Annotated in this window: 19 protein-coding genes and 2 pseudogenes; 17 read left to right on the top strand and 4 right to left on the bottom strand. The window is 62.4% G+C overall.

Annotated features, from left to right (window positions below):
• Positions 1-20: 20 nt before the first annotated feature.
• The gene (locus LQ249_RS12490) at positions 21-743 is read left to right on the top strand and encodes a FadR/GntR family transcriptional regulator (RefSeq protein ID WP_017847891.1); all 723 of its coding nucleotides are present in this window, start codon (positions 21-23) and stop codon (positions 741-743) included.
• 194 nt (positions 744-937) lie between these two features.
• Here the strand turns inward: LQ249_RS12490 and LQ249_RS12485 are convergent, their stop codons facing one another.
• Complete coding sequence (locus LQ249_RS12485; protein WP_169866118.1) at positions 938-2,029, bottom strand: NADH:flavin oxidoreductase/NADH oxidase; 1,092 nt, start codon at positions 2,027-2,029, stop codon at positions 938-940.
• An 89-nt stretch (positions 2,030-2,118) separates the two neighbouring features.
• Here LQ249_RS12485 and LQ249_RS12480 point away from each other — a divergent pair, with 89 nt between their 5' ends.
• Positions 2,119-2,418, top strand: coding sequence for an ArsR/SmtB family transcription factor (locus LQ249_RS12480; RefSeq protein WP_046385318.1), 300 nt, complete (start codon positions 2,119-2,121; stop codon positions 2,416-2,418).
• 44 nt (positions 2,419-2,462) lie between these two features.
• Here the strand turns inward: LQ249_RS12480 and LQ249_RS12475 are convergent, their stop codons facing one another.
• Positions 2,463-3,218 carry a Fic/DOC family protein gene (locus LQ249_RS12475; RefSeq protein WP_017847894.1) on the bottom strand — a complete coding sequence of 252 codons (756 nt, stop codon included), beginning with the start codon at positions 3,216-3,218 and terminating at the stop codon, positions 2,463-2,465.
• On the bottom strand, positions 3,215-3,478 hold the full coding sequence (locus tag LQ249_RS12470) for a hypothetical protein (protein WP_017847895.1): 264 nt from the start codon (positions 3,476-3,478) through the stop codon (positions 3,215-3,217). Before LQ249_RS12470 ends, LQ249_RS12475 begins: the two co-directional genes overlap by 4 nt.
• Positions 3,479-3,658: 180 nt before the next feature.
• Between LQ249_RS12470 and LQ249_RS12465 the strand changes: the two genes are divergently transcribed.
• The 10 genes and pseudogenes from LQ249_RS12465 (at position 3,659) to LQ249_RS12425 (ending at position 12,078) form a co-directional block, all read left to right on the top strand.
• Positions 3,659-4,549, top strand: coding sequence for a bestrophin family protein (locus LQ249_RS12465; RefSeq protein ID WP_017847896.1), 891 nt, complete (start codon positions 3,659-3,661; stop codon positions 4,547-4,549).
• 132 nt (positions 4,550-4,681) lie between these two features.
• Positions 4,682-5,764, top strand: a pseudogene (locus LQ249_RS31770) (HAMP domain-containing protein); the annotation flags it as partial.
• A 318-nt stretch (positions 5,765-6,082) separates the two neighbouring features.
• A pseudogene (locus tag LQ249_RS31765) lies at positions 6,083-6,625 on the top strand (methyl-accepting chemotaxis protein); the annotation flags it as partial.
• Positions 6,626-6,890: 265 nt separating this feature from the next.
• On the top strand, positions 6,891-7,481 hold the full coding sequence (locus LQ249_RS12455) for an amino acid synthesis family protein (protein ID WP_046383889.1): 591 nt from the start codon (positions 6,891-6,893) through the stop codon (positions 7,479-7,481).
• 42 nt (positions 7,482-7,523) lie between these two features.
• The gene (locus LQ249_RS12450) at positions 7,524-8,357 is read left to right on the top strand and encodes an alpha/beta fold hydrolase (protein WP_046383890.1); all 834 of its coding nucleotides are present in this window, start codon (positions 7,524-7,526) and stop codon (positions 8,355-8,357) included.
• A complete protein-coding gene (locus tag LQ249_RS12445; protein ID WP_046383891.1) occupies positions 8,354-9,835 on the top strand; it encodes an aldehyde dehydrogenase in 1,482 nt (493 codons plus the stop codon). Before LQ249_RS12450 ends, LQ249_RS12445 begins: the two co-directional genes overlap by 4 nt.
• 12 nt (positions 9,836-9,847) lie before the next feature.
• Complete coding sequence (locus LQ249_RS12440; protein WP_010567340.1) at positions 9,848-10,333, top strand: flavin reductase family protein; 486 nt, start codon at positions 9,848-9,850, stop codon at positions 10,331-10,333.
• 13 nt (positions 10,334-10,346) lie between these two features.
• Positions 10,347-10,736 carry a carboxymuconolactone decarboxylase family protein gene (locus LQ249_RS12435; protein WP_046383892.1) on the top strand — a complete coding sequence of 130 codons (390 nt, stop codon included), beginning with the start codon at positions 10,347-10,349 and terminating at the stop codon, positions 10,734-10,736.
• A 23-nt stretch (positions 10,737-10,759) separates the two neighbouring features.
• Positions 10,760-11,512 (top strand): GntR family transcriptional regulator, encoded by a 753-nt coding sequence (locus LQ249_RS12430; RefSeq protein ID WP_010567342.1) that lies wholly within the window; start codon positions 10,760-10,762, stop codon positions 11,510-11,512.
• Positions 11,513-11,514: 2 nt separating this feature from the next.
• Positions 11,515-12,078 (top strand): NUDIX hydrolase, encoded by a 564-nt coding sequence (locus tag LQ249_RS12425; RefSeq protein WP_046383893.1) that lies wholly within the window; start codon positions 11,515-11,517, stop codon positions 12,076-12,078.
• Positions 12,079-12,389: 311 nt separating this feature from the next.
• On the opposite strand, the gene LQ249_RS12420 is transcribed toward LQ249_RS12425, so the two are convergent.
• Positions 12,390-12,683 carry a DUF1330 domain-containing protein gene (locus LQ249_RS12420; protein ID WP_046383894.1) on the bottom strand — a complete coding sequence of 98 codons (294 nt, stop codon included), beginning with the start codon at positions 12,681-12,683 and terminating at the stop codon, positions 12,390-12,392.
• A gap of 69 nt (positions 12,684-12,752) precedes the next feature.
• Here LQ249_RS12420 and ribBA point away from each other — a divergent pair, with 69 nt between their 5' ends.
• From ribBA to LQ249_RS12395, 5 genes are all read left to right on the top strand, one after another.
• On the top strand, positions 12,753-13,862 hold the full coding sequence (gene ribBA, locus LQ249_RS12415; protein WP_057006020.1) for a bifunctional 3,4-dihydroxy-2-butanone-4-phosphate synthase/GTP cyclohydrolase II: 1,110 nt from the start codon (positions 12,753-12,755) through the stop codon (positions 13,860-13,862).
• A 226-nt stretch (positions 13,863-14,088) separates the two neighbouring features.
• Entirely contained in the window at positions 14,089-15,114 is a 1,026-nt protein-coding gene (locus LQ249_RS12410) for an ABC transporter substrate-binding protein (RefSeq protein WP_126589596.1), read from the top strand.
• Positions 15,111-16,028 (top strand): ABC transporter permease, encoded by a 918-nt coding sequence (locus tag LQ249_RS12405; RefSeq protein ID WP_046383897.1) that lies wholly within the window; start codon positions 15,111-15,113, stop codon positions 16,026-16,028. Before LQ249_RS12410 ends, LQ249_RS12405 begins: the two co-directional genes overlap by 4 nt.
• Positions 16,029-16,034: 6 nt before the next feature.
• A complete protein-coding gene (locus LQ249_RS12400) occupies positions 16,035-16,844 on the top strand; it encodes an ABC transporter permease (protein ID WP_079443540.1) in 810 nt (269 codons plus the stop codon).
• A gap of 17 nt (positions 16,845-16,861) precedes the next feature.
• Positions 16,862-18,016: an ABC transporter ATP-binding protein gene (locus LQ249_RS12395; RefSeq protein WP_232566498.1), complete on the top strand. Its 1,155-nt coding sequence runs from the start codon at positions 16,862-16,864 to the stop codon at positions 18,014-18,016.
• Positions 18,017-18,682 lie beyond the last annotated feature (666 nt).

Here is an 18,682-nt window from a genome sequence, read left to right as displayed (position 1 = left end):
GCCAGAGCATCCCTGTCGTTATGGATCACCAGCCGTCCAAGCCGCGCAAGAGCATGCATGCCCAGATCGTCCAGGACTTGGGCATGCACATCGTTTCCGGTCGCTTCAAGCCAGAAGAACGACTGCCCATGGAGGCCACGCTGTGTGAGGAGTACAAGGTCAGCCGCTCGGTATTGCGCGAGGCGACCCGGGTGCTCAGCGCCAAGGGCCTGGTGTATTCCAAGCCACGGGTAGGCGCGGTGGTGCGGCCGCGGGTGAAGTGGCACCTGCTCGACCCGGACGTACTGTCCTGGTTGATGCAGTCCACCCCCCATAGCGAGTTCTTCAACACCCTGGCTGGCGTGCGGCGCATCCTCGAACCGGAAATCGCCGCCATGGCCGCGACCACCGCGACCGCTGAAGACATCGCCACCATCGAAAAAGCCTACCTCGGCATGGAAACCGCGCAGACCCACGACGCGCTGCTACAGGCCGACCTGGACTTCCACCGTGCGATTGCCGACGCCACGCGCAACGACCTGCTGGCGTATATGTGCAACATGCTGTCGCTGCCGCTGCGCGAGTCGATCAACATCACCAACCGCCGCCCGGATATCCAGGGCCTGAGCCTGCCCCGGCACAAGGCGATCCTCACCGCGATCCAGAACCGCGACGCCCTCGGCGCCCGGCATGCCTCGCTGGTGCAACTGGACGACACGCGGGTGGCGCTGGATACGGTGATGAATGTGCTGACGCCGTTATAAGCCCCACCCTCGTTCGACAACCGTGAAGATCCAAATGTGGGGCTCAACGGCACCCGCAAGACGGGGCGCAAGAACACTTTCTGTCAGCCCTGGAGATCAAATGTGGGAGATGTCGAGCTTTAGCGAGGCTTCGATGGCGGCGGGCCTGCCGGCATCGGTGTGACATCTCCCACAGGTCGGGCTGAGCGGCCGCCTCAGCGATAGCGTTCCAACCAATGGGCATACGGCGCAGGCAAGGTCCAGGAGGCGTTCTCTACCCCCAGTTCCTTGGCGGCAAAGTACGCCCAATGCGGATCAGCCAGATGCGCGCGCCCCACCGAGACCAAATCCACCTGCCCGGCCTGCAACGCACCTTCCGCCAATTGCGGCGTGCCAAACCCCCAGGCCGAAGTGACCGGGATACCGGCTTCGCGACGCACGCGCTCAGCGATCGGCCCCAGGAACGCCGGGCCCCACGGGATCTGGGTGTCAGCAATGGTGAAGCCGACGCTGACGCTCAGCAGGTCGAGGCCACCGGCCTTGAAGCGACGGGCCAGTTCGATGGATTCGGTCAGCGTCTGCTCGTCACGGCCGTCGTATTCGATCACGCCGAAACGCGCGGTCAACGGCAGGTTTTCCGGCCAGACTTCGCGCACCGCGGCCAGGGTTTCCAGGAGGAAACGGCTGCGATTGTCGAAGCTGCCGCCGTAAGCGTCGGTGCGCTGGTTGGAATGTTCGGAGAAAAAGCTCTGGCCCAGGTAGCCGTGGGCGAAGTGCAGTTCGATCCATTCAAAACCGGCGTCGCGGGCACGGCGGGCGGCGTCGACGAAGTCCTGGCGCACGCGGGCGATGTCGTCCAGGGTCATGGCGCGCGGCACGTTAGGCAGGTTGGCGCCGAACGCAATGGCCGAAGGCGCAATGGTTTCCCAGCTGCGCGCATCGGAAGCGGGGATATGGTCGTCGCCTTCCCATGGGCGGTTGGCACTGGCCTTGCGACCGGCGTGGGCGATCTGAATGCCTGGCACCGCGCCAGCAGCCTTGATGGCCTTGACCATCGGCACGAACGCCTGGGCGTGGGCATCGCTCCAGATACCTGCACAACCGGGAGTGATACGGCCTTCAGGAGACACCGCGGTGGCTTCGACCACCAGCAAACCGGCGCCGCCACGGGCCATGCTGGCCAGGTGAACGTGGTGCCAGTCGTTGACGATGCCATCGTTGGCCATGTACTGGCACATCGGCGGGATCGCGATGCGATTGCGCAAGGTCACGTCTTTGAGTTTGTAGGGTTCAAACAAGGCAGCCATCAGGCACCTCCAGGAGCGAGTGATTGATTCGATAGTTCGATGGTATTCGAACTATGGTATTCAACACCAGCCCTGTTATCATTTGTTTTATGCGAGCCTTCAAACACCCCGCCCTGCAAGACCTGACACTCGAACGCGTGCTCTACGCCTTGAGCGACCCGGTGCGCCTGGAAATCATCCGCTACCTGGCCGACGTGCCCGAGGCCACCTGCGGCGAACTGGACGGCGGACGGCCGAAATCCAGCATGTCCCACCACTTCCGCGTGCTGCGCGATGCCGGGCTGGTCCACACCCGCAGCGTCGGCACCGCGCATCTGAATTCGTTGCGCGCGGATGTGCTTGAGGCGCGTTTTCCCGGGTTGCTGGCGAGTGTTCTGGCTCAGCGGTAAACGATAGGATCAGGACAGCGATCCGAGCGTATTACGTCACTGCTCTATTTTGCGGACGGGGGCGTATCGATCAGTTGTGCTCGATAGGTTTTGTAGATCTGTTGAACCTCAGGATCGTCCAGATTTTCGTAAGTTATCCCTTCTTTATCCAGGCCATCCAATCCCTTGATGCCACCTATCATGCCCGGCCATTCATCACGGTGGGCAATATCGACGACAAAGGGTTTCAAGTAATTATTCAGATGCCCCTTGAACGGTGCCCTGAGCTCTTCGCTAAGTGCCCGAAGATAATCGTCCTTGTTCGTTTTCGACCACTCAATGGCGAACTTGGCGCGATAACAAAGCTCCATGAAAACAAGCAGAATCGTGCGCCCATTACCATCAAGAAAAGGGTGCGCAAATGCTAGTTGCCCCATCACATCGCCAGGACGCTCTCTGAAGCGCTTCTTGTTCGACGCCAGTTCAAGCGCATAGTCAATGGAGCGCTTGATTGAGCCAGGATGTTCAAAGACAGTATGCCAAGGATCGTCGTGGGAACCCTTGAATACGGCAAGATGCGGCACCAGATCATTTCGATCTTTACCCGCCCAGTGATAGAAATCAGAAAACAAGATTTCGTGTACTTTGAGGACCGACTTGTAATCAATCGGTTTTTTCTTGGCCAAATAACCCAGTGCATCTTCCATGCTCAACTCAAAGGACAGATGCTCGGACTCCTTGACTTCCATAGGATCTTTAAGCTGTAACGCGTTTTGAAGATATCCAGCGGTATCAAAATCTCCGAAAGGATCAAAACTCATGCGCTGAGTTTCTTCTTGGCGCGGCGCTTCTCCTGAAGATAACTGCCTTGAAGTGCAAGGGTTTCCGACTTGCTCAAAATACCCTTGCGCTTAAGGTTGACCAATAACTGTTCCACACCATCCAATTCGACCGCATCACCAGCCAGTCCGGTGATGGCAACCGCCATTCGGCTGATGCTGTCACGTTCAGCGGTGACATGATGCGCTTTAGCCAGCCTGCGCACTTTGCTGGCAATACTGACATCGGTTGTACTCGTCATTTGGAATCCCTCTGTTAGCTTTTCGAGCATAGCATGGTGGTGGTCCTTGCTCTCTACCCAGCTCGACGGGCGCAATCATTGATTTGATCCGGTGTACCGCCCTCCTTCACCGAACCTTTCACGGCAAACCAACGTCCGAGCTTAGGCACTGTTGCTTACCGCTCGCCGCGAGGTCTCCGTTTGAAAGCCGCCATCGTCAAAAAATACCGCCTAATCATCAAAACCATGGGTTATGTCGGTTGGGCCCTGTTCTGGCTGTTGCTGTGGGACGTCGCCGTCACCGTGGACTTCATGCTGTTTCTCACCACCAAGATCAACCTGCCGCTGATGCCCCTGACCTTGCTCGGCTCAGCGCTGGTGGTGCTGATCAGTTTTCGTAACAGCAGCGCCTACAACCGCTGGTGGGAAGCGCGCACCTTATGGGGCGCGATGGTCAACAATTCGCGCAGTTTCGCACGGCAGGTGCTGACGCTATTGGATGACCTCGGCAACGACGTGAACCCGGTAAAGGCCACCCTGTTGCGCCGCCATGTGGCCTATGTGAACTGCCTGGCCGCCCATCTCAAGGGCCGGCCGTGCCCGGACGAGGTGCGGGCATTTATCCCGGCCGAGGAATTTGCGCGCAACGGCGCCACCAACAATTTCGCCAATGACATCCTCACCGGCTCGGCGGCGCTGTTGGCCAGGGAATACAAGGCCGGGCACCTGGACAGCATCCGCCTGGCGCGGCTGGAGTCGACGCTGGTGGATTTGTCCAACGCCCAGGGCGGCATGGAACGCATCGCCAATACCCCGCTGCCCTACCCTTACGTGTACTTCCCGCGCCTGTTCATTTCGTTGTTCTGCCTGATCGTGCCGGTGGGCCTGGTCGAATCCCTGGGCTGGTTCACCCCGCTGGCCTCCACGGTGGTGGGCTTCATGCTGCTGGCCATCGAGCGCATCGGCACCGACCTGCAAAGCCCGTTTCACTCCAGCGAACATCAGATCCAGATGGAAACCATCTGCGAAACCATCGAGAACAACCTGCAGTCGATGCAGCGCGATGCGCTGGGCGGCAACCGTATCGGCTGAACGCCTCCACGGCCTCAAGTGCGTGCCCCGACGGTCGATATAAGGGGTACGCATGGGCGCACCCCTCATAACAATACATGCGACGCTACTGTTTTCCCCTTGCCAAAACTATAAATACCCGCGGGAGAAGTCATGAATATCAAGCAAAAGCTGACCTGGGCGTTTGCGGCCATCGCGTGCGTGCCGGTTATCCTGGTGGCGGTGCTGGTGGTGCTGAACCTGCGCGAGGCGGCTGTGGCCAATTTCCTCGACAGCAGCGGCCGCGAGATCCGTCAGATCGATAACGGCATGAAGCAGTTCTTCGACGGCATCAGCCAGAACGTCGAGTACGTGGCCAAAGACCCTCGCGTTGTCGCGGCCAAGGAGCTGAAGAACTACGCCGGTGCCGACGCCGCACAAATCCCGCTGACGCCAACGAATAAAGAGCTACTGGCGATATTCGAGCAGTTCGCCAAAAGCCATCCAAGCACCGCCTACCTGTCCCTGGGCCTGAGCGACGGCGGTTATGCGAGCTGGCCTGACGACACCAAACTGAACAACTACGACCCGCGTGTACGCCCCTGGTACAAAGCCGCCGTGGCCGCTCCGGGCACCACCGTGCGGACCGGGGCCTATTACTGGGCGCCGGACGATGTGGTGCTGATCGGCACGGTCCACACCGTGGTCGACGCCAGCGGCACCCTGCTCGGCGTGGTCGGCCTGGACGTCTCGCTCAAGCAGCTCACCGAACTGGTGCGCAACATCAAGCTGGGCGACAGCGGCTACCTGATGCTGGTGGAAGCCAACGGCAACGTGCTGGTGGACCCCAGCGATGCCAAGCACAACTTCAAGCCGATGACCGAACTCGGCGCCAACTACGCCGAACTGGCCAAGCGCGGTGACGGCGTGACCCGAGTGGATATTGATGGTGTGGCTTACATGGCCAACGTGGTCAGCTCCAAAGACCTGGGCTGGCGCTTTATCGGCTTGATCAAGCGCGACGAAGTCATGGCCGACGCCACCCGCCTGACCTGGCTGATCGCAGCCATCGCAGCGGTACTCGCCGTGGTCTTCGCAATTGTCGGCGCGAGCTTCGCCAGCATGATCGTGCGCCCGATTCGCGGGGTCGCCGACGGCCTGCAAGAAATCGCCGAAGGTGAAGGCGACCTCACCCGCCAACTCAAGGTGCAAGGCAAGGACGAAACCGCCAGCCTGGCCGGCTGGTTCAACCAGTTCCTGGGCATGATCGCCCAGTTGGTACAGCGCATCGGCAGCGCATCCTCCGACCTGCAAAGCGCCGCCGCCGACACCCGCGAAGTGGCCAACAACCTGAACCAGGCCGCCGGTCGCCAACGTGAAGCCGTGGAGCTGGTGAGTACCGCATTCAACGAAATGGTGGCCACCGCCAACGAAGTCGCCCGCTCCTGCAGCGCCGCCGCGTCCAGCGCCGACGCAGGCTACCGCGATGTACACGACGGCCAGCAGCATATCGGCGAAGCCACCGGCAGCGTGCTCAAACTGAGCGAAGACCTGCAGAAGTCGACCCAGACCATGCAGCAGTTGGAGCAGGACAGCAAAAACATCAACACCATCCTCGACACGATCCGCTCGATTGCCGAGCAGACCAACCTGCTGGCGCTCAACGCGGCGATTGAAGCCGCGCGCGCCGGTGACCAGGGCCGCGGCTTCGCGGTGGTCGCCGACGAAGTGCGCGCCCTGGCCCGCCGCACCGCCGACTCCACCGGCGAGATCGACAGCCTGCTCGGCAACCTCGCGCGCCGCACCCAGGAAGTCACCCTGCAGATGCAAGGCAGCCTGCAGGTGTCGCAAACCAGTGTGGAACGCATCCAGCAGGCCCGCGACAGCTTCGACAAGATCCAAGGCTCGGTGGACTCGATCCGCGACCAGAACACCCAGATCGCCACCGCCGCCGAGGAACAGCACCAGGTCGCCGAACAGATCAACCAGCACATCGCGCAAATCCACGCCGATGCCCAACTGGTGGAAGACTTTGCCCACTCGGCGCAGACCGGCTCTGGCCGTTTGACGGATATCTCCGGGCAGCTCAAAGGCCTGGTAGGCCGCTTCAAGTTCTAACCCCCGCCAATGCAAGGCGGTGAGCCACTCACCGCCTCTGCTGCTTACCCCACGCCAGCCTCTACCTTGAGCCCGACCGCGCAACCGGTCGCCTTGAGGTGCATCAACACGCCAATACCTCCCGCCGACCTCGGCGTCACTGTCCGCATCCGCGGATAAGGCTGGCGTGCAACCGCCGATCATTCGAACGTGCTGACGTCTATTGCGATTCTCGTATTATGGTATACCATCATACGCAGACCTCTCACATCAGACGGAGCAGCCCATGAGTTTCGAAATCCGCAAGATCGTCAGCTACGTAGAAGAAACCTTTATCGAAGGCGGTAAAGCCGCGGACACTCCCGTGACCATGGTCGGCCTGGCCGTGGTGCTGAAAAACCCTTGGCTGGGTCGCGGTTTCGTCGAAGACCTCAAGCCTGAGATCCGTGCCAATTGCTCCGACCTCGGCGCGCTGATGGTCGAGCGCCTGGTGGGCATCATCGGCGGCGCGGAAAAAATCGAGGCCTACGGCAAGGCGGCAGTGGTCGGTGCCGACGGCGAGATCGAACATGCCAGCGCGATCATCCACACCCTGCGCTTCGGCAACCACTACCGTGAGGCGGTCAAGGCCAAGAGCTACCTGAGTTTTACCAACAAGCGCGGCGGCCCGGGCACGTCGATCCAGATCCCGATGATGCACAAGGACGACGAAGGCCTGCGTTCGCACTACATCACCCTGGAGATGCAGATCGAAGATGCGCCGCGTGCCGACGAAATCGTCGTGGTCCTGGGTTGCGCCGATGGCGGCCGCCTGCATCCGCGCATCGGCAACCGTTATATCGACCTGGAAGAGCTGGCGGCTGAAAAAGCCCAGTAAGCAAGACCGGCCACCCCAACAAAAAGCATGCAGGAGCGCTCCATGATTCGGCTCACCGCTGAACGCACCCCGGCTGGCACCAGTTATCTGGCGACCGGCCAAGGCCAGCCTGTGGTTTTGATCCACGGCGTGGGCCTGAATAAAGAAATGTGGGGCGGGCAAGTCGTTGGCCTGGCCACGAACTACCGCGTGATCACCTATGACATGCTCGGCCATGGCGCCAGCCCGCGCCCGGCCGCCGACACCCCGCTGCTCGGCTATGCCGACCAGTTGCTGGAACTGCTCGACCACCTGCAACTGCCCCAGGCCACGGTGATCGGGTTTTCCATGGGCGGCCTGGTCGCGCGGGCGTTTGCCTTGCATTACCCCGAGCGCCTGAAGGGCCTGGTGGTGCTCAACAGTGTGTTCAACCGCAGCCCTGAACAGCGTGCCGGGGTCATCGCACGTACCGCCCAGGCCGCCGAACACGGCCCCGACGCGAATGCCGAAGCCGCACTGTCGCGCTGGTTCAGCCGTGAATACCAGGCGGCCAACCCGGCGCAGATCGCCGCGCTGCGTGAAACCCTGGCGGGCAACGACCCCCAGGGTTACCTGACCACCTATGAACTGTTTGCGACCCAGGACATGTACCGTGCCGACGACCTCCCGGGGTTGCGCGCACCGACCCTGGTCGCCACCGGCGAACTCGACCCTGGCTCGACCCCGGAAATGGCCCGGCAACTGGCAGATCGCATTCCCGGCGCCAGCGTTGCGGTGCTGGCCGAGCAACGGCATATGATGCCGGTAGAATCGCCGCGCCTGGTCAACCAGTTGCTGCTGGGGTTCCTCGACACGGTGTACGCCCAAAACACTCCAATCAAGGGGATCGTTGCATGACACTCGCACGCTTCCAGATGTGCATCGGCGGTGAATGGGTCGATGCCCTCTCCGGCAAGACCTTCGACAGCCTCAACCCGGCCCTGGCCGAACCCTGGGCGCAATTGCCCGACGCCGACGAAGCCGACGTGGAGCGCGCCGTGCAGGCCGCGCAAAGCGCCTTCGACAGCCCGGCCTGGCGCGGCCTCACCGCCACCGCGCGGGGCAAACTGCTGCGCCGCCTGGGTGACCTGATCGCCGCGAACAAGGAACACCTGGCCCAGCTGGAAAGCCGCGACAACGGCAAGCTGATCCGCGAAACCCGTGGCCAGGTCAGCTACCTGCCGGAGTTTTTCCACTATACCGCCGGCCTGGCCGACAAGCTCGAAGGCGGCACCCTGCCGTTGGACAAGCCCGACCTGTTCGCCTACACCGTGCATGAAGCCATGGGCGTAGTCGCTGCGATCATTCCGTGGAACAGCCCGCTGTACCTGACCGCGATCAAACTCGCGCCGGCCCTGGCGGCGGGCAATACCATCGTGATCAAGCCGTCGGAACATGCCTCGGCGACCGTCCTGGAACTGGCGCGCCTGGCCCTCGAAGCCGGCATTCCAGCGGGCGTGGTCAACGTGGTCACAGGCTTTGGCCCCAGCACCGGCGCCGCCCTCACCCGCCACCCGCTGGTGCGCAAGATCGCCTTCACCGGCGGCGCGGCCACGGCAAGGCATGTGGTGCGCAGCAGCGCGGAGAACTTCGCCAAACTCTCCCTGGAACTGGGCGGCAAGTCGCCGAATATCATTTTTGCCGACGCCGACCTCGACAGCGCCATCAATGGTGCAATCGCCGGCATCTACGCGGCGTCCGGGCAGAGTTGCGTCTCCGGTTCGCGCCTGCTGGTGCAGGACGCTATCTACGACGAATTCGTCGAGCGCCTGGTAGCGCGCGCCCAACGCATCCGCATCGGCAACCCGCAAGACGACGCCAGCGAAATGGGCCCCATGGCCACCGCGCAGCAACTGGCCGTGGTCGAAGGCCTGGTGGCGGACGCCATCGCCGAAGGGGCACGCCTGCGCACCGGCGGCAAGCGCCCGCAGAACCTCGGCGAAGGCTGGTTCTATGAGCCGACGCTGTTCGAGTGCGACCGCAACTCGATGAAGATCATGCAAGAGGAAGTATTCGGGCCGGTGGCCTCGGTCATCCGTTTCAAGGACGAAGCTGAAGCACTGGCCATCGCCAACGACTCGCAGTTCGGCCTCGCTGCCGGTATCTGGACCCGCGACCTCGGGCGCGCCCACCGCCTGGCGCGCGATGTGCGCTCGGGGATCATCTGGGTCAACACCTACCGCGCGGTGTCGGCCATGGCGCCCATCGGCGGCTTCAAGAACAGCGGCTACGGACGCGAAAGCGGCATCGATTCGGTGCTGGCCTACACCGAGCTGAAGACGGTGTGGATCAACCTCTCCCAGGCGCCCATGCCTGATCCTTTTGTGATGCGTTAAGAGTCCACAACCATGATCGAACCCGGCATTTACAAAGACGTCATGAGCTCGTTCCCGTCCGGGGTCACGGTGGTCACCACCCTCGACCCGGACGGCGGCATCGTCGGCATCACCGCCAGCGCGTTCAGCGCGCTGTCGATCGACCCGGCCCTGGTGCTGTTCTGCCCCAACTATGCGTCGGACACCTACCCGATCCTGCGTGACAGCAAGCGCTTTGCGATTCACTTGCTGTCCGCCGACCAGACCGCCGAAGCCTATGCCTTCGCCAGCAAAGGCAAGGAAAAAGCCAAGGGCATCGAGTGGCACCTGAGCGAATTGGGCAACCCGCTGCTGGCCAAGGCCACGGCGATCATCGAGTGCGAGCTGTGGCGCGAATACGACGGCGGCGATCACGCGATCATCGTCGGCGCCGTGAAGAACCTGATCCTGCCCGAGCAACCGGTCACGCCGATGATCTATCACAAAGGCAAGCTGGGCCCGCTGCCCACCCTGGCTTGAGGAGCTGTGTGCAATGAGCAACGAAAAGTATGAGCAGGGGCTGAAGATCCGCACCCAGGTGCTGGGCGAAGCCTATGTGCAGCGCTCGATCGAGAACGCCGACGACTTCACCCGCCCCTTGCAAGAGATGGTCACCGAATACTGCTGGGGCCATGTGTGGGGCCGGGAGGGTTTGTCGCTTAAAGAACGCAGCATGATAAACTTGGCAATGATTTCGGCCCTCAATCGGCCTCACGAGCTCAAGCTGCATGTGCGCGGCGCCTTGCGTAACGGCCTGAGTCGTGAACAAATACGCGAAATTCTGCTTCAGGTCGGCATCTATTGCGGGGTTCCCGCCGCCGTGGACAGCTTCCGGCTGGCCCGGGAAGCCTTCGCCGAAGCCGATGCCGAGGCCTCCCGTTAACCGCCCCATTCAGAGCAGCCCCCATGAAACGCCTGCCCCTCGACGACAGCTTCAAGGTCAATCACAACCCGGTCACCCTGCGCGAAATCGTGCTGGAGAAACTGCGCAGCGCCATCATGAACTTCCAGCTGCTGCCGGGTGATCGCCTGGTGGAACGCGACCTGTGCGACCGCCTCGGCGTCAGCCGTACCTCGGTGCGCGAAGCCTTGCGTCACTTGGAGTCCGAAGGCCTGGTGGAATTCGCCGATGCCAAGGGGCCCCAAGTGGCGATCATCACCCTGGCCGATGCCGTCGACATCTATGAACTGCGCTGCGTGCTCGAAGGTTTGATCGTGCAGTTGTTCACCCTGCGCGCCAAGGCCAAGGACATCAAGGCCCTGGAAAAAGCCCTGGAGGAAAACCGCAAGGCCCTCAAGGACGGCGAACTGCAACAGGTCATCGATTCGGTACAGGGGTTCTACGACGTGTTGCTCGAAGGCTCCGGTAACCACGTGGCCGCCACCCAGTTGCGTCAGTTGCAGGCGCGTATCAGCTACCTGCGCGCCACGTCGGTGTCCCAGGAAAACCGTCGCGGCACCAGCAATCAGGAAATGGAACGCATGGTCCAGGCGATCAAGAGCGGCGACCCGCTCGCCGCCCACCAGGCCTGCGTCGACCACGTGCGCGCGGCGGCGGCCGTGGCCCTGGATTACCTCAAGCGCAAACAGGAAGAGACCGGCAAGATCCCCGAGATCACCCTGCCCATCGCCCTCAAAGAACCGCGTATAGGTCACTGACCGTGTTCAGGCCAAGCTTTTGCCCCAAATGCGGCGGCAGTGACCTCGGTCACCAGCTGCCTCCGGGTGATACGCATGAGCGCCTGATGTGCCGCGGTTGCGGCTATATCCACTACATCAATCCCAAGATCATCGCCGGCTGCATCATTGAGCAGGACGGCAAGTACCTGCTGTGCCAACGGGCGATCCCACCGCGCCCCGGCACCTGGACCCTGCCGGCCGGTTTCATGGAAGGTGGCGAGACCACCGAACAGGCCGCGTTGCGCGAAGTCTGGGAAGAAAGCGGCGTGCGCGCCGAGATCGTCTCGCCCTACTCGATCTTCAGCGTGCCGAAGATCAGCGAGGTGTACATCATCTTCCGCGCCATCGCGCTGGAGATCACCGGCCAGTTCGGGCCGGAGACCCTCGACTATCAATTCTTCGCGCCCGAGGACATTCCCTGGGACAGCATCTACTACCCGGCGATCCGGCAGATCCTCGAACGCTACATCGAGGAACGCCAGGCCGGGGTGTATGGCATCTACATCGGGAATGACGACAGCGGCAAGATCCACTTCATCCGCTGATCCTCAAGCTGAACTCGGTTCAAATGTGGGAGGGGGCTTGCTCCCGACGGCAGTGGTTCAGTCACCTCATTCAGTGGCTGACACACCGCTATCGGGGGCAAGCCCCCTCCCACATTGGGTTCGGTGGTGTGGAATAGGATGCGTTGCAGCGCCCTGGTTTCGACGATGAGCAGGGCTGATTCACGCGCTTCAAACTGTGGGAGGGGGCTTGCCCCCGATAGCGGTGTGTCAGCCAACGGCGATGTTGAATGTGCCACTGCCATCGGGAGCAAGCCCCCTCCCACATTTGGACAATACTTGGACTGATATACCTAAGGCGCCAGGCCTTCCACGATGATGATCTGCGCCTGCCCTACCCCCTCGCGGTGGGCCTTCGCCGCCTGATACTCGGCAGATTCGTAACACGCCACCGCCTGCTCATAGCTATCGAACTCAATCACCACATTACGCTGCCGCGCCGGCCCGCCTTCCATCGCTTCGCTGCGCCCGCCCCTGGCCAGAAACCGCCCGCCAAACTGCGCAAACGCCGCCGGCGCGCGTTGGGTGTACTGCGTGTACTGCTCTGCATCGGACACATCTACATGGGCAATCCAGTAGGCCTTCATCGCGACATCCTCTTGTTTGGTTTTTGTGGTATACCATAATACATACAACCAACAAATCGAGCACCCAACATGTCCTTCAACAGCATCGCAGACATCATCGAAGACTACCGCCAAGGCAAGATGGTGCTCCTGGTAGACGACGAAGACCGGGAAAACGAAGGCGACCTGCTGCTGCCTGCGGCGTGCTGCAGCGCCGAGGCTATCAGTTTCATGGCCCGTGAAGCCCGTGGTCTGATCTGCCTGACCCTCACCGACGAACACTGCCAGCGCCTGGGCCTTGAGCAGATGGTACCGAGCAATGGCAGCGCGTTCAGCACCGCGTTTACCGTGTCCATCGAAGCGGCCAGCGGTGTGACCACCGGTATCTCTGCCGCCGACCGCGCACGCACGGTGGCGGCAGCCGTGGACGTGAATGCCGGGCCGGCCGATATCGTGCAGCCCGGGCACATCTTTCCGTTGCGCGCCAAAGACGGCGGCGTGCTGACCCGCGCCGGCCACACCGAAGCCGGCTGTGACCTGGCACGCCTGGCCGGGCATACGCCAGCCTCGGTGATCGTCGAAGTGATGAACGACGATGGCACCATGGCCCGCCGACCTGAGCTGGAGATCTTCGCGCGCAAGCACGGGATCAAGATCGGCACTATCGCCGACTTGATTCACTACCGCCTCAGCACCGAACGCACCGTGGCGCGCATTGGCGAACGCGACCTGCCCACGGTGCATGGCACGTTCCGCCTGATCACCTTTGAAGACCGCATCGACGGTGGTGTACACATGGCCATGGTGATGGGCCCGTTGCGCCGCGATGAACCTACGCTGGTGCGCGTGCACGTGATCGACCCGCTGCGCGACCTGGTCGGCGCCGACTACAGCGGTCCGTCCAACTGGACGCTGTGGGCCGCCCTGCAACGCGTCGCGGCCGAAGGTTGTGGCGTGGTGGTGGTGCTGGCCAATCATGAATCGTCCCAGGCGCTGCTGGAGCGCGTACCGCAACTGACCCAGGCGCCGCGCCAGTTCAACCGTTCGCAATCGCGGATTTATTCGGAAGTCGGCACCGGGGCGCAGATATTGCAGGACCTGGGCGTCGGCAAGCTGCGTCACCTCGGCCCGCCCCTGAAATACGCCGGGCTGACTGGCTACGACCTGGAGGTGGTCGAGAGCATTCCCTTCACCGAGTGACGGATAACCGGTAAGGCAAAATGCTTGCACAAAGTTTGGAATACCATAATATGATATTCCATAGACCGAACGCTTTCGCCAAGTGCGCCCGCCAGGGACAGCACCAATAACAGCCCTTGGCACGGTCGCCTTTTGGGCCTCGATTAGAGGCTCCGATGGACCTACTGCTCCCGATAGGCGGGCATTACCAAGCCCGCTCAAAAACACAACAAATGAGGGCGTGAAAATGGTGTTGAACAAACGTGCAACCGCAGTGCTGTTCGCGGGTTTATTGGCTACGGTCACTCACGCGGCCCTGGCGGCCGAAAGCGTGAATTTCGTGAGCTGGGGCGGTAGCACCCAGGATGCGCAGAAGCAGGCGTGGGCCGACCCTTTCAGCAAGGCCAGCGGCATCACCGTGGTGCAGGACGGCCCGACCGACTACGGCAAGCTCAAGGCCATGGTCGAAAGCGGCAACGTGCAGTGGGACGTGGTAGACGTCGAGGCCGACTTCGCCTTGCGTGCCGCCGCCGAAGGCCTGCTCGAACCGCTGGACTTCTCGGTGATCCAGCGCGACAAGATCGACCCGCGCTTCGTCTCCGACCATGGCGTCGGTTCGTTCTTCTTCTCCTTCGTGCTCGGCTACAACGAAGGCAAGCTCGGCGCCGCCAAGCCCCAGGATTGGACCGCGCTGTTCGACACCAAGACCTACCCCGGCAAACGCGCCCTCTACAAATGGCCCAGCCCTGGCGTGCTCGAACTGGCCCTGCTCGCCGACGGCGTGCCCGCCGACAAGCTCTACCCCCTGGACCTGGACCGCGCCTTCAAGAAACTCGACACCATCAAAAAAGACATCGTCTGGTGGGGCGGCGGCGCGCAATCGCAGCAACTGCTGGCCTCCGGCGAAGTCAGCATGGGCCAGTTCTGGAACGGTCGCATCCACGCCCTGCAGGAAGATGGCGCACCGGTGGGCGTCAGCTGGAAGCAGAACCTGGTCATGGCCGACATCCTCGTCGTGCCTAAGGGCACCAAAAACAAAGCCGCCGCGATGAAGTTCCTGGCCAGTGCCAGCAGCGCCAAGGGCCAGGCCGATTTCTCCAACCTGACCGCCTATGCACCGGTGAACATCGACAGCGTGCAGCGCCTGGATTCAGTCCTGGCGCCCAACCTGCCGACGGCGTATGCCAAGGACCAGATCACCCTCGATTTCGCCTACTGGGCCAAGAACGGTCCGGCCATTGCGACACGGTGGAATGAATGGCTAGTCAAATGAAAATGACGGCAACCACACCGACCGGGAGCGCCCTCGGCGCTGCCGGCGCGGTTTGCAGCAAAGCCGTATCGCCGCCCCTGGCCCAGCGCTGGCGCGGGGCGGGCAACCTGATCCCGGCCCTGCTGTTCCTCGGCCTGTTCTTCCTCGCACCGCTGATCGGGCTGTTGCTGCGCGGCGTGCTGGAGCCCGTGCCGGGCCTGGGCAACTATGAACAGCTGTTCGCCAACTCGGCCTACGCCCGCGTGCTGCTCAACACCTTTTCGGTGGCGGGCCTGGTGACCCTGTTCAGCCTGTTGCTGGGCTTCCCGCTGGCCTGGGCGATTACCCTGGTGCCACGCGGCTGGGGCCGCTGGATGCTGAATATCGTGCTGCTGTCGATGTGGACCAGCCTGCTGGCCCGCACCTATTCCTGGCTGGTGCTGCTGCAAGCCTCGGGGGTGATCAACAAGGCGCTGCTGGCCATGGGCATCATCGATGTGCCCCTGGAGATGGTGCACAACCTGACGGGCGTGGTGATCGGCATGAGCTACATCATGATCCCGTTCATCGTGCTGCCGTTGCAGGCGACCATGCAGGCCATCGACCCGATGATCCTGCAGGCCGGCTCCATCTGTGGCGCGAGCCCGTGGACCAACTTCTTCCGGGTGTTCCTGCCGCTGTGCCGGCCGGGGTTGTTTTCCGGCGGGTTGATGGTGTTCGTGATGTCCCTCGGTTACTACGTCACCCCGGCGCTGCTCGGCGGTGCGCAGAACATGATGCTGCCCGAGTTCATCATCCAGCAGGTGCAGTCGTTCCTCAATTGGGGCCTGGCCAGTGCCGGTGCCGCGTTGCTGATCTTCATCACGCTGGTGCTGTTCTACTTCTACCTGAAGCTTCAGCCGGAATCCCCGGTTGGCGCCAGCCATGCGAGGTAAGCCGTCATGCTGCTGACTCCGAATGCCATGAGCCGCAGGATGCGTCTGGGCCTCTACGCCACCACCGGTTTGATTGGGCTGTTCCTGCTGCTGCCGATCGTGTTTATCGTGCTGCTGTCGTTCGGCTCGTCGCAATGGCTGGTGTTCCCGCCACCGGGCTGGACGCTGAAATGGTACGGCCAGTTCTTCTCCAACGCCGACTGGATGAACGCGGCGCTGGCCAGCCTCAAGGTCGCCGTGCTGACCACCGTGTTCGCCGTGGCGCTGGGCCTGCCCACCGCATTTGCCCTGGTGCGCGGGCGCTTCCCCGGCCGCGAACTGCTCTATGGCCTGTTCACCCTGCCGATGATCGTGCCACTAGTGATCATCGCCGTGGCGGTGTACGCGCTGTTCCTCAAGCTCGGCTACACCGGCACGATGTTCGCCTTTGTGGTCAGCCACGTGATTGTCGCGTTGCCGTTCACCATCATCTCGATCATCAACTCGCTGAAACTGTTCGATCAGTCGATTGAAGACGCCGCGGTGATCTGCGGCGCGTCGCGCCTGCAGGCGGTGTTCAAGGTGACCTTCCCGGCGATTCGCCCGGGGATGGTGGCCGGTGCGCTGTTCGCCTTTCTCGTGTCATGGGACGAAGTGGTGCTCAGCGTGATGATGGCCAGCCCGACCCTGCAAACCCTTCCCGTGAAAATGTGGACCACCCTGCGTCAGGACCTGACACCCGTGATCGCCGTCGCCTCGACGCTGCTGATCGGCCTCTCGGTGCTGGTCATGGTCATCGCCGCCGCCGTTCGCCGGCGCACAGAAACCCGCGCTTGAGCGCCCAGGAGCAGAACATGAGTGCAGTGATCCAAGATGCCGCGCAGAACCCTGGCCAACCCCTGGTCAGCCTGCGCAACCTGAACAAGTTCTATGGCGAATTCGCCGCCGTGGACAACATCTCGCTGGACATCAAGGACGGCGAGTTCCTCACCTTCCTCGGCTCCAGCGGCTCGGGCAAAAGCACCACCCTGTCGATGCTCGCCGGTTTTGAAACGCCGAGCAGCGGCGAGATCTTGGTGAGCGGCCAATCGCTGGTCAACGTACCGCCGCACAAGCGCGACATCGGCATGGTGTTCCAACGCTACTCGCTGTTCCCGCACCTGTCGGTACGCGACAACATCGCCTTCCCCCTGGCGATCCGCAAACTGGCCAGTGCCGAGCGCGAGAAGCGCGTCGACGCCATGCTCAAGCTGGTGCAACTGGAACAGTTCGCCCATCGCCGCCCGTCGCAACTGTCTGGCGGCCAGCAACAGCGCGTCGCCATCGCCCGGGCGCTGGTGTATGAGCCGCGTATCCTGCTGATGGACGAACCGCTCGGCGCCCTCGACAAGAAGCTGCGTGAAGACTTGCAGGACGAGCTGCGCCAGTTGCATCGGCGCCTGGGCATCACCATCGTCTACGTGACCCACGACCAGGAAGAAGCCATGCGCCTGTCCCAGCGCATCGCGATTTTCAGCCACGGCAAGATCGTCGGCCTGGGCAGCGGTTTCGACCTGTACCAGAACCCGCCGAATGCGTTTGTCGCCTCATTCCTGGGCAACTCCAACTTCCTCAAGCTCAAGGCCCAGGGCAACGCGGCGGCGTCGTTCGAAGGCCAATCCCTGTCGATCCGCCTGACCGGCGGCCTGCGCAGCGAGCAGGACGTGCTGCTGATGGTGCGCCCGGAAAAAGCCCTCGCGCTGAGCGTCGAACAGGCCGCCGGGCAACCATTGACCGCAGGCTGGAACGAAGTGTCGGCCATCGTCGGCGAAGTGCTGTTCCTCGGTGAAAGCCAGACCTGCAGCGTGAAAACCCTGGGCGGCACCTCGATGACGGTCAAGGCATTGTCCGCCGCCGGCATGCCGCTCAAGGCCGGCGACCCGGTGCGCGTGCGCTGGGCCACGGCGGATGCCTGTGTGTATACCGAATGGGCCGAAAACGATCTGAACAAGGCCGCCGGCGCCCATTAATCCAAACAAAAAGCTGAACCATCCCCTGTAGGAGCTGGCTTGCCAGCGAAAAACCCACAACCACCGCGTGCATCCAGGCTTCCCGCGTCATCGTTGACGACCATCGCCGGCAAGCCGGCTCCTACAGGGTTATGCCCCCACTGTAGGAGCTGGCTTGCCAGCGAAAAACCCACAACCACCGCGGGCATCCAGGCTTCCCCCGTCATCGTTAACGACCATCGCCGGCAAGCCGGCTCCTACAGGGTTATGCCCCCACGGTAGGAGCTGGCTTGCCAGCGAAAAAACCACAGCCACCGCGGGCATCCAGGCTTCCCCCGTCATCGTTAACGACCATCGCCGGCAAGCCGGCTCCTACAGGGTTATGCCCCATGGTAGGAGCTGGCTTGCCAGCGAAAAACCCACAGCCACCGCGGGCATCCAGGCGTCCCGCGTCATCGTTAACGACCATCGCCGGCAAGCCGGCTCCTACAGGGTTATACCCCCACTGTAGGAGCTGGCTTGCCAGCGAAAAACCCACAACCACCGCGGGCATCCAGGCTTCCCGCGTCATCGTTAACAACCATCGCCGGCAAGCCGGCTCCTACAGGGTTATGCCCCCATGGTAGGAGCTGGCTTGCCAGCGAAAAACCCACAGCCACCGCGGGCATCCAGGCGTCCCGAGTCATC

The organism is Pseudomonas sp. 7-41 (assembly GCF_021233075.1).
Lineage (GTDB): Bacteria > Pseudomonadota > Gammaproteobacteria > Pseudomonadales > Pseudomonadaceae > Aquipseudomonas > Aquipseudomonas veronii.
The sequence above is the reverse complement of the archived record's forward strand: the minus strand, read 5'-3'. Positions and strand labels throughout refer to the sequence as shown.

Excerpts from the sequence above, each read along its gene's own strand:
- LQ249_RS12480 (WP_046385318.1), top strand. The coding sequence starts at position 2,119 with ATGCGAGCCTTCAAACACCCCGCCCTGCAAGACCTGACACTCGAACGC.
- LQ249_RS12420 (WP_046383894.1), bottom strand. The coding sequence starts at position 12,683 with ATGAAGGCCTACTGGATTGCCCATGTAGATGTGTCCGATGCAGAGCAG.
- LQ249_RS12400 (WP_079443540.1), top strand. The coding sequence starts at position 16,035 with ATGCTGCTGACTCCGAATGCCATGAGCCGCAGGATGCGTCTGGGCCTC.
- LQ249_RS12405 (WP_046383897.1), top strand. The coding sequence starts at position 15,111 with ATGAAAATGACGGCAACCACACCGACCGGGAGCGCCCTCGGCGCTGCC.
- ribBA (WP_057006020.1), top strand. The coding sequence starts at position 12,753 with ATGTCCTTCAACAGCATCGCAGACATCATCGAAGACTACCGCCAAGGC.
- LQ249_RS12430 (WP_010567342.1), top strand. The coding sequence starts at position 10,760 with ATGAAACGCCTGCCCCTCGACGACAGCTTCAAGGTCAATCACAACCCG.
- LQ249_RS12470 (WP_017847895.1), bottom strand. The coding sequence starts at position 3,478 with ATGACGAGTACAACCGATGTCAGTATTGCCAGCAAAGTGCGCAGGCTG.
- LQ249_RS12455 (WP_046383889.1), top strand. The coding sequence starts at position 6,891 with ATGAGTTTCGAAATCCGCAAGATCGTCAGCTACGTAGAAGAAACCTTT.
- LQ249_RS12395 (WP_232566498.1), top strand. The coding sequence starts at position 16,862 with ATGAGTGCAGTGATCCAAGATGCCGCGCAGAACCCTGGCCAACCCCTG.
- LQ249_RS12475 (WP_017847894.1), bottom strand. The coding sequence starts at position 3,218 with ATGAGTTTTGATCCTTTCGGAGATTTTGATACCGCTGGATATCTTCAA.
- LQ249_RS12410 (WP_126589596.1), top strand. The coding sequence starts at position 14,089 with ATGGTGTTGAACAAACGTGCAACCGCAGTGCTGTTCGCGGGTTTATTG.
- LQ249_RS12490 (WP_017847891.1), top strand. The coding sequence starts at position 21 with ATGGATCACCAGCCGTCCAAGCCGCGCAAGAGCATGCATGCCCAGATC.
- LQ249_RS12435 (WP_046383892.1), top strand. The coding sequence starts at position 10,347 with ATGAGCAACGAAAAGTATGAGCAGGGGCTGAAGATCCGCACCCAGGTG.
- LQ249_RS12445 (WP_046383891.1), top strand. The coding sequence starts at position 8,354 with ATGACACTCGCACGCTTCCAGATGTGCATCGGCGGTGAATGGGTCGAT.
- LQ249_RS12485 (WP_169866118.1), bottom strand. The coding sequence starts at position 2,029 with ATGGCTGCCTTGTTTGAACCCTACAAACTCAAAGACGTGACCTTGCGC.
- LQ249_RS12450 (WP_046383890.1), top strand. The coding sequence starts at position 7,524 with ATGATTCGGCTCACCGCTGAACGCACCCCGGCTGGCACCAGTTATCTG.
- LQ249_RS12440 (WP_010567340.1), top strand. The coding sequence starts at position 9,848 with ATGATCGAACCCGGCATTTACAAAGACGTCATGAGCTCGTTCCCGTCC.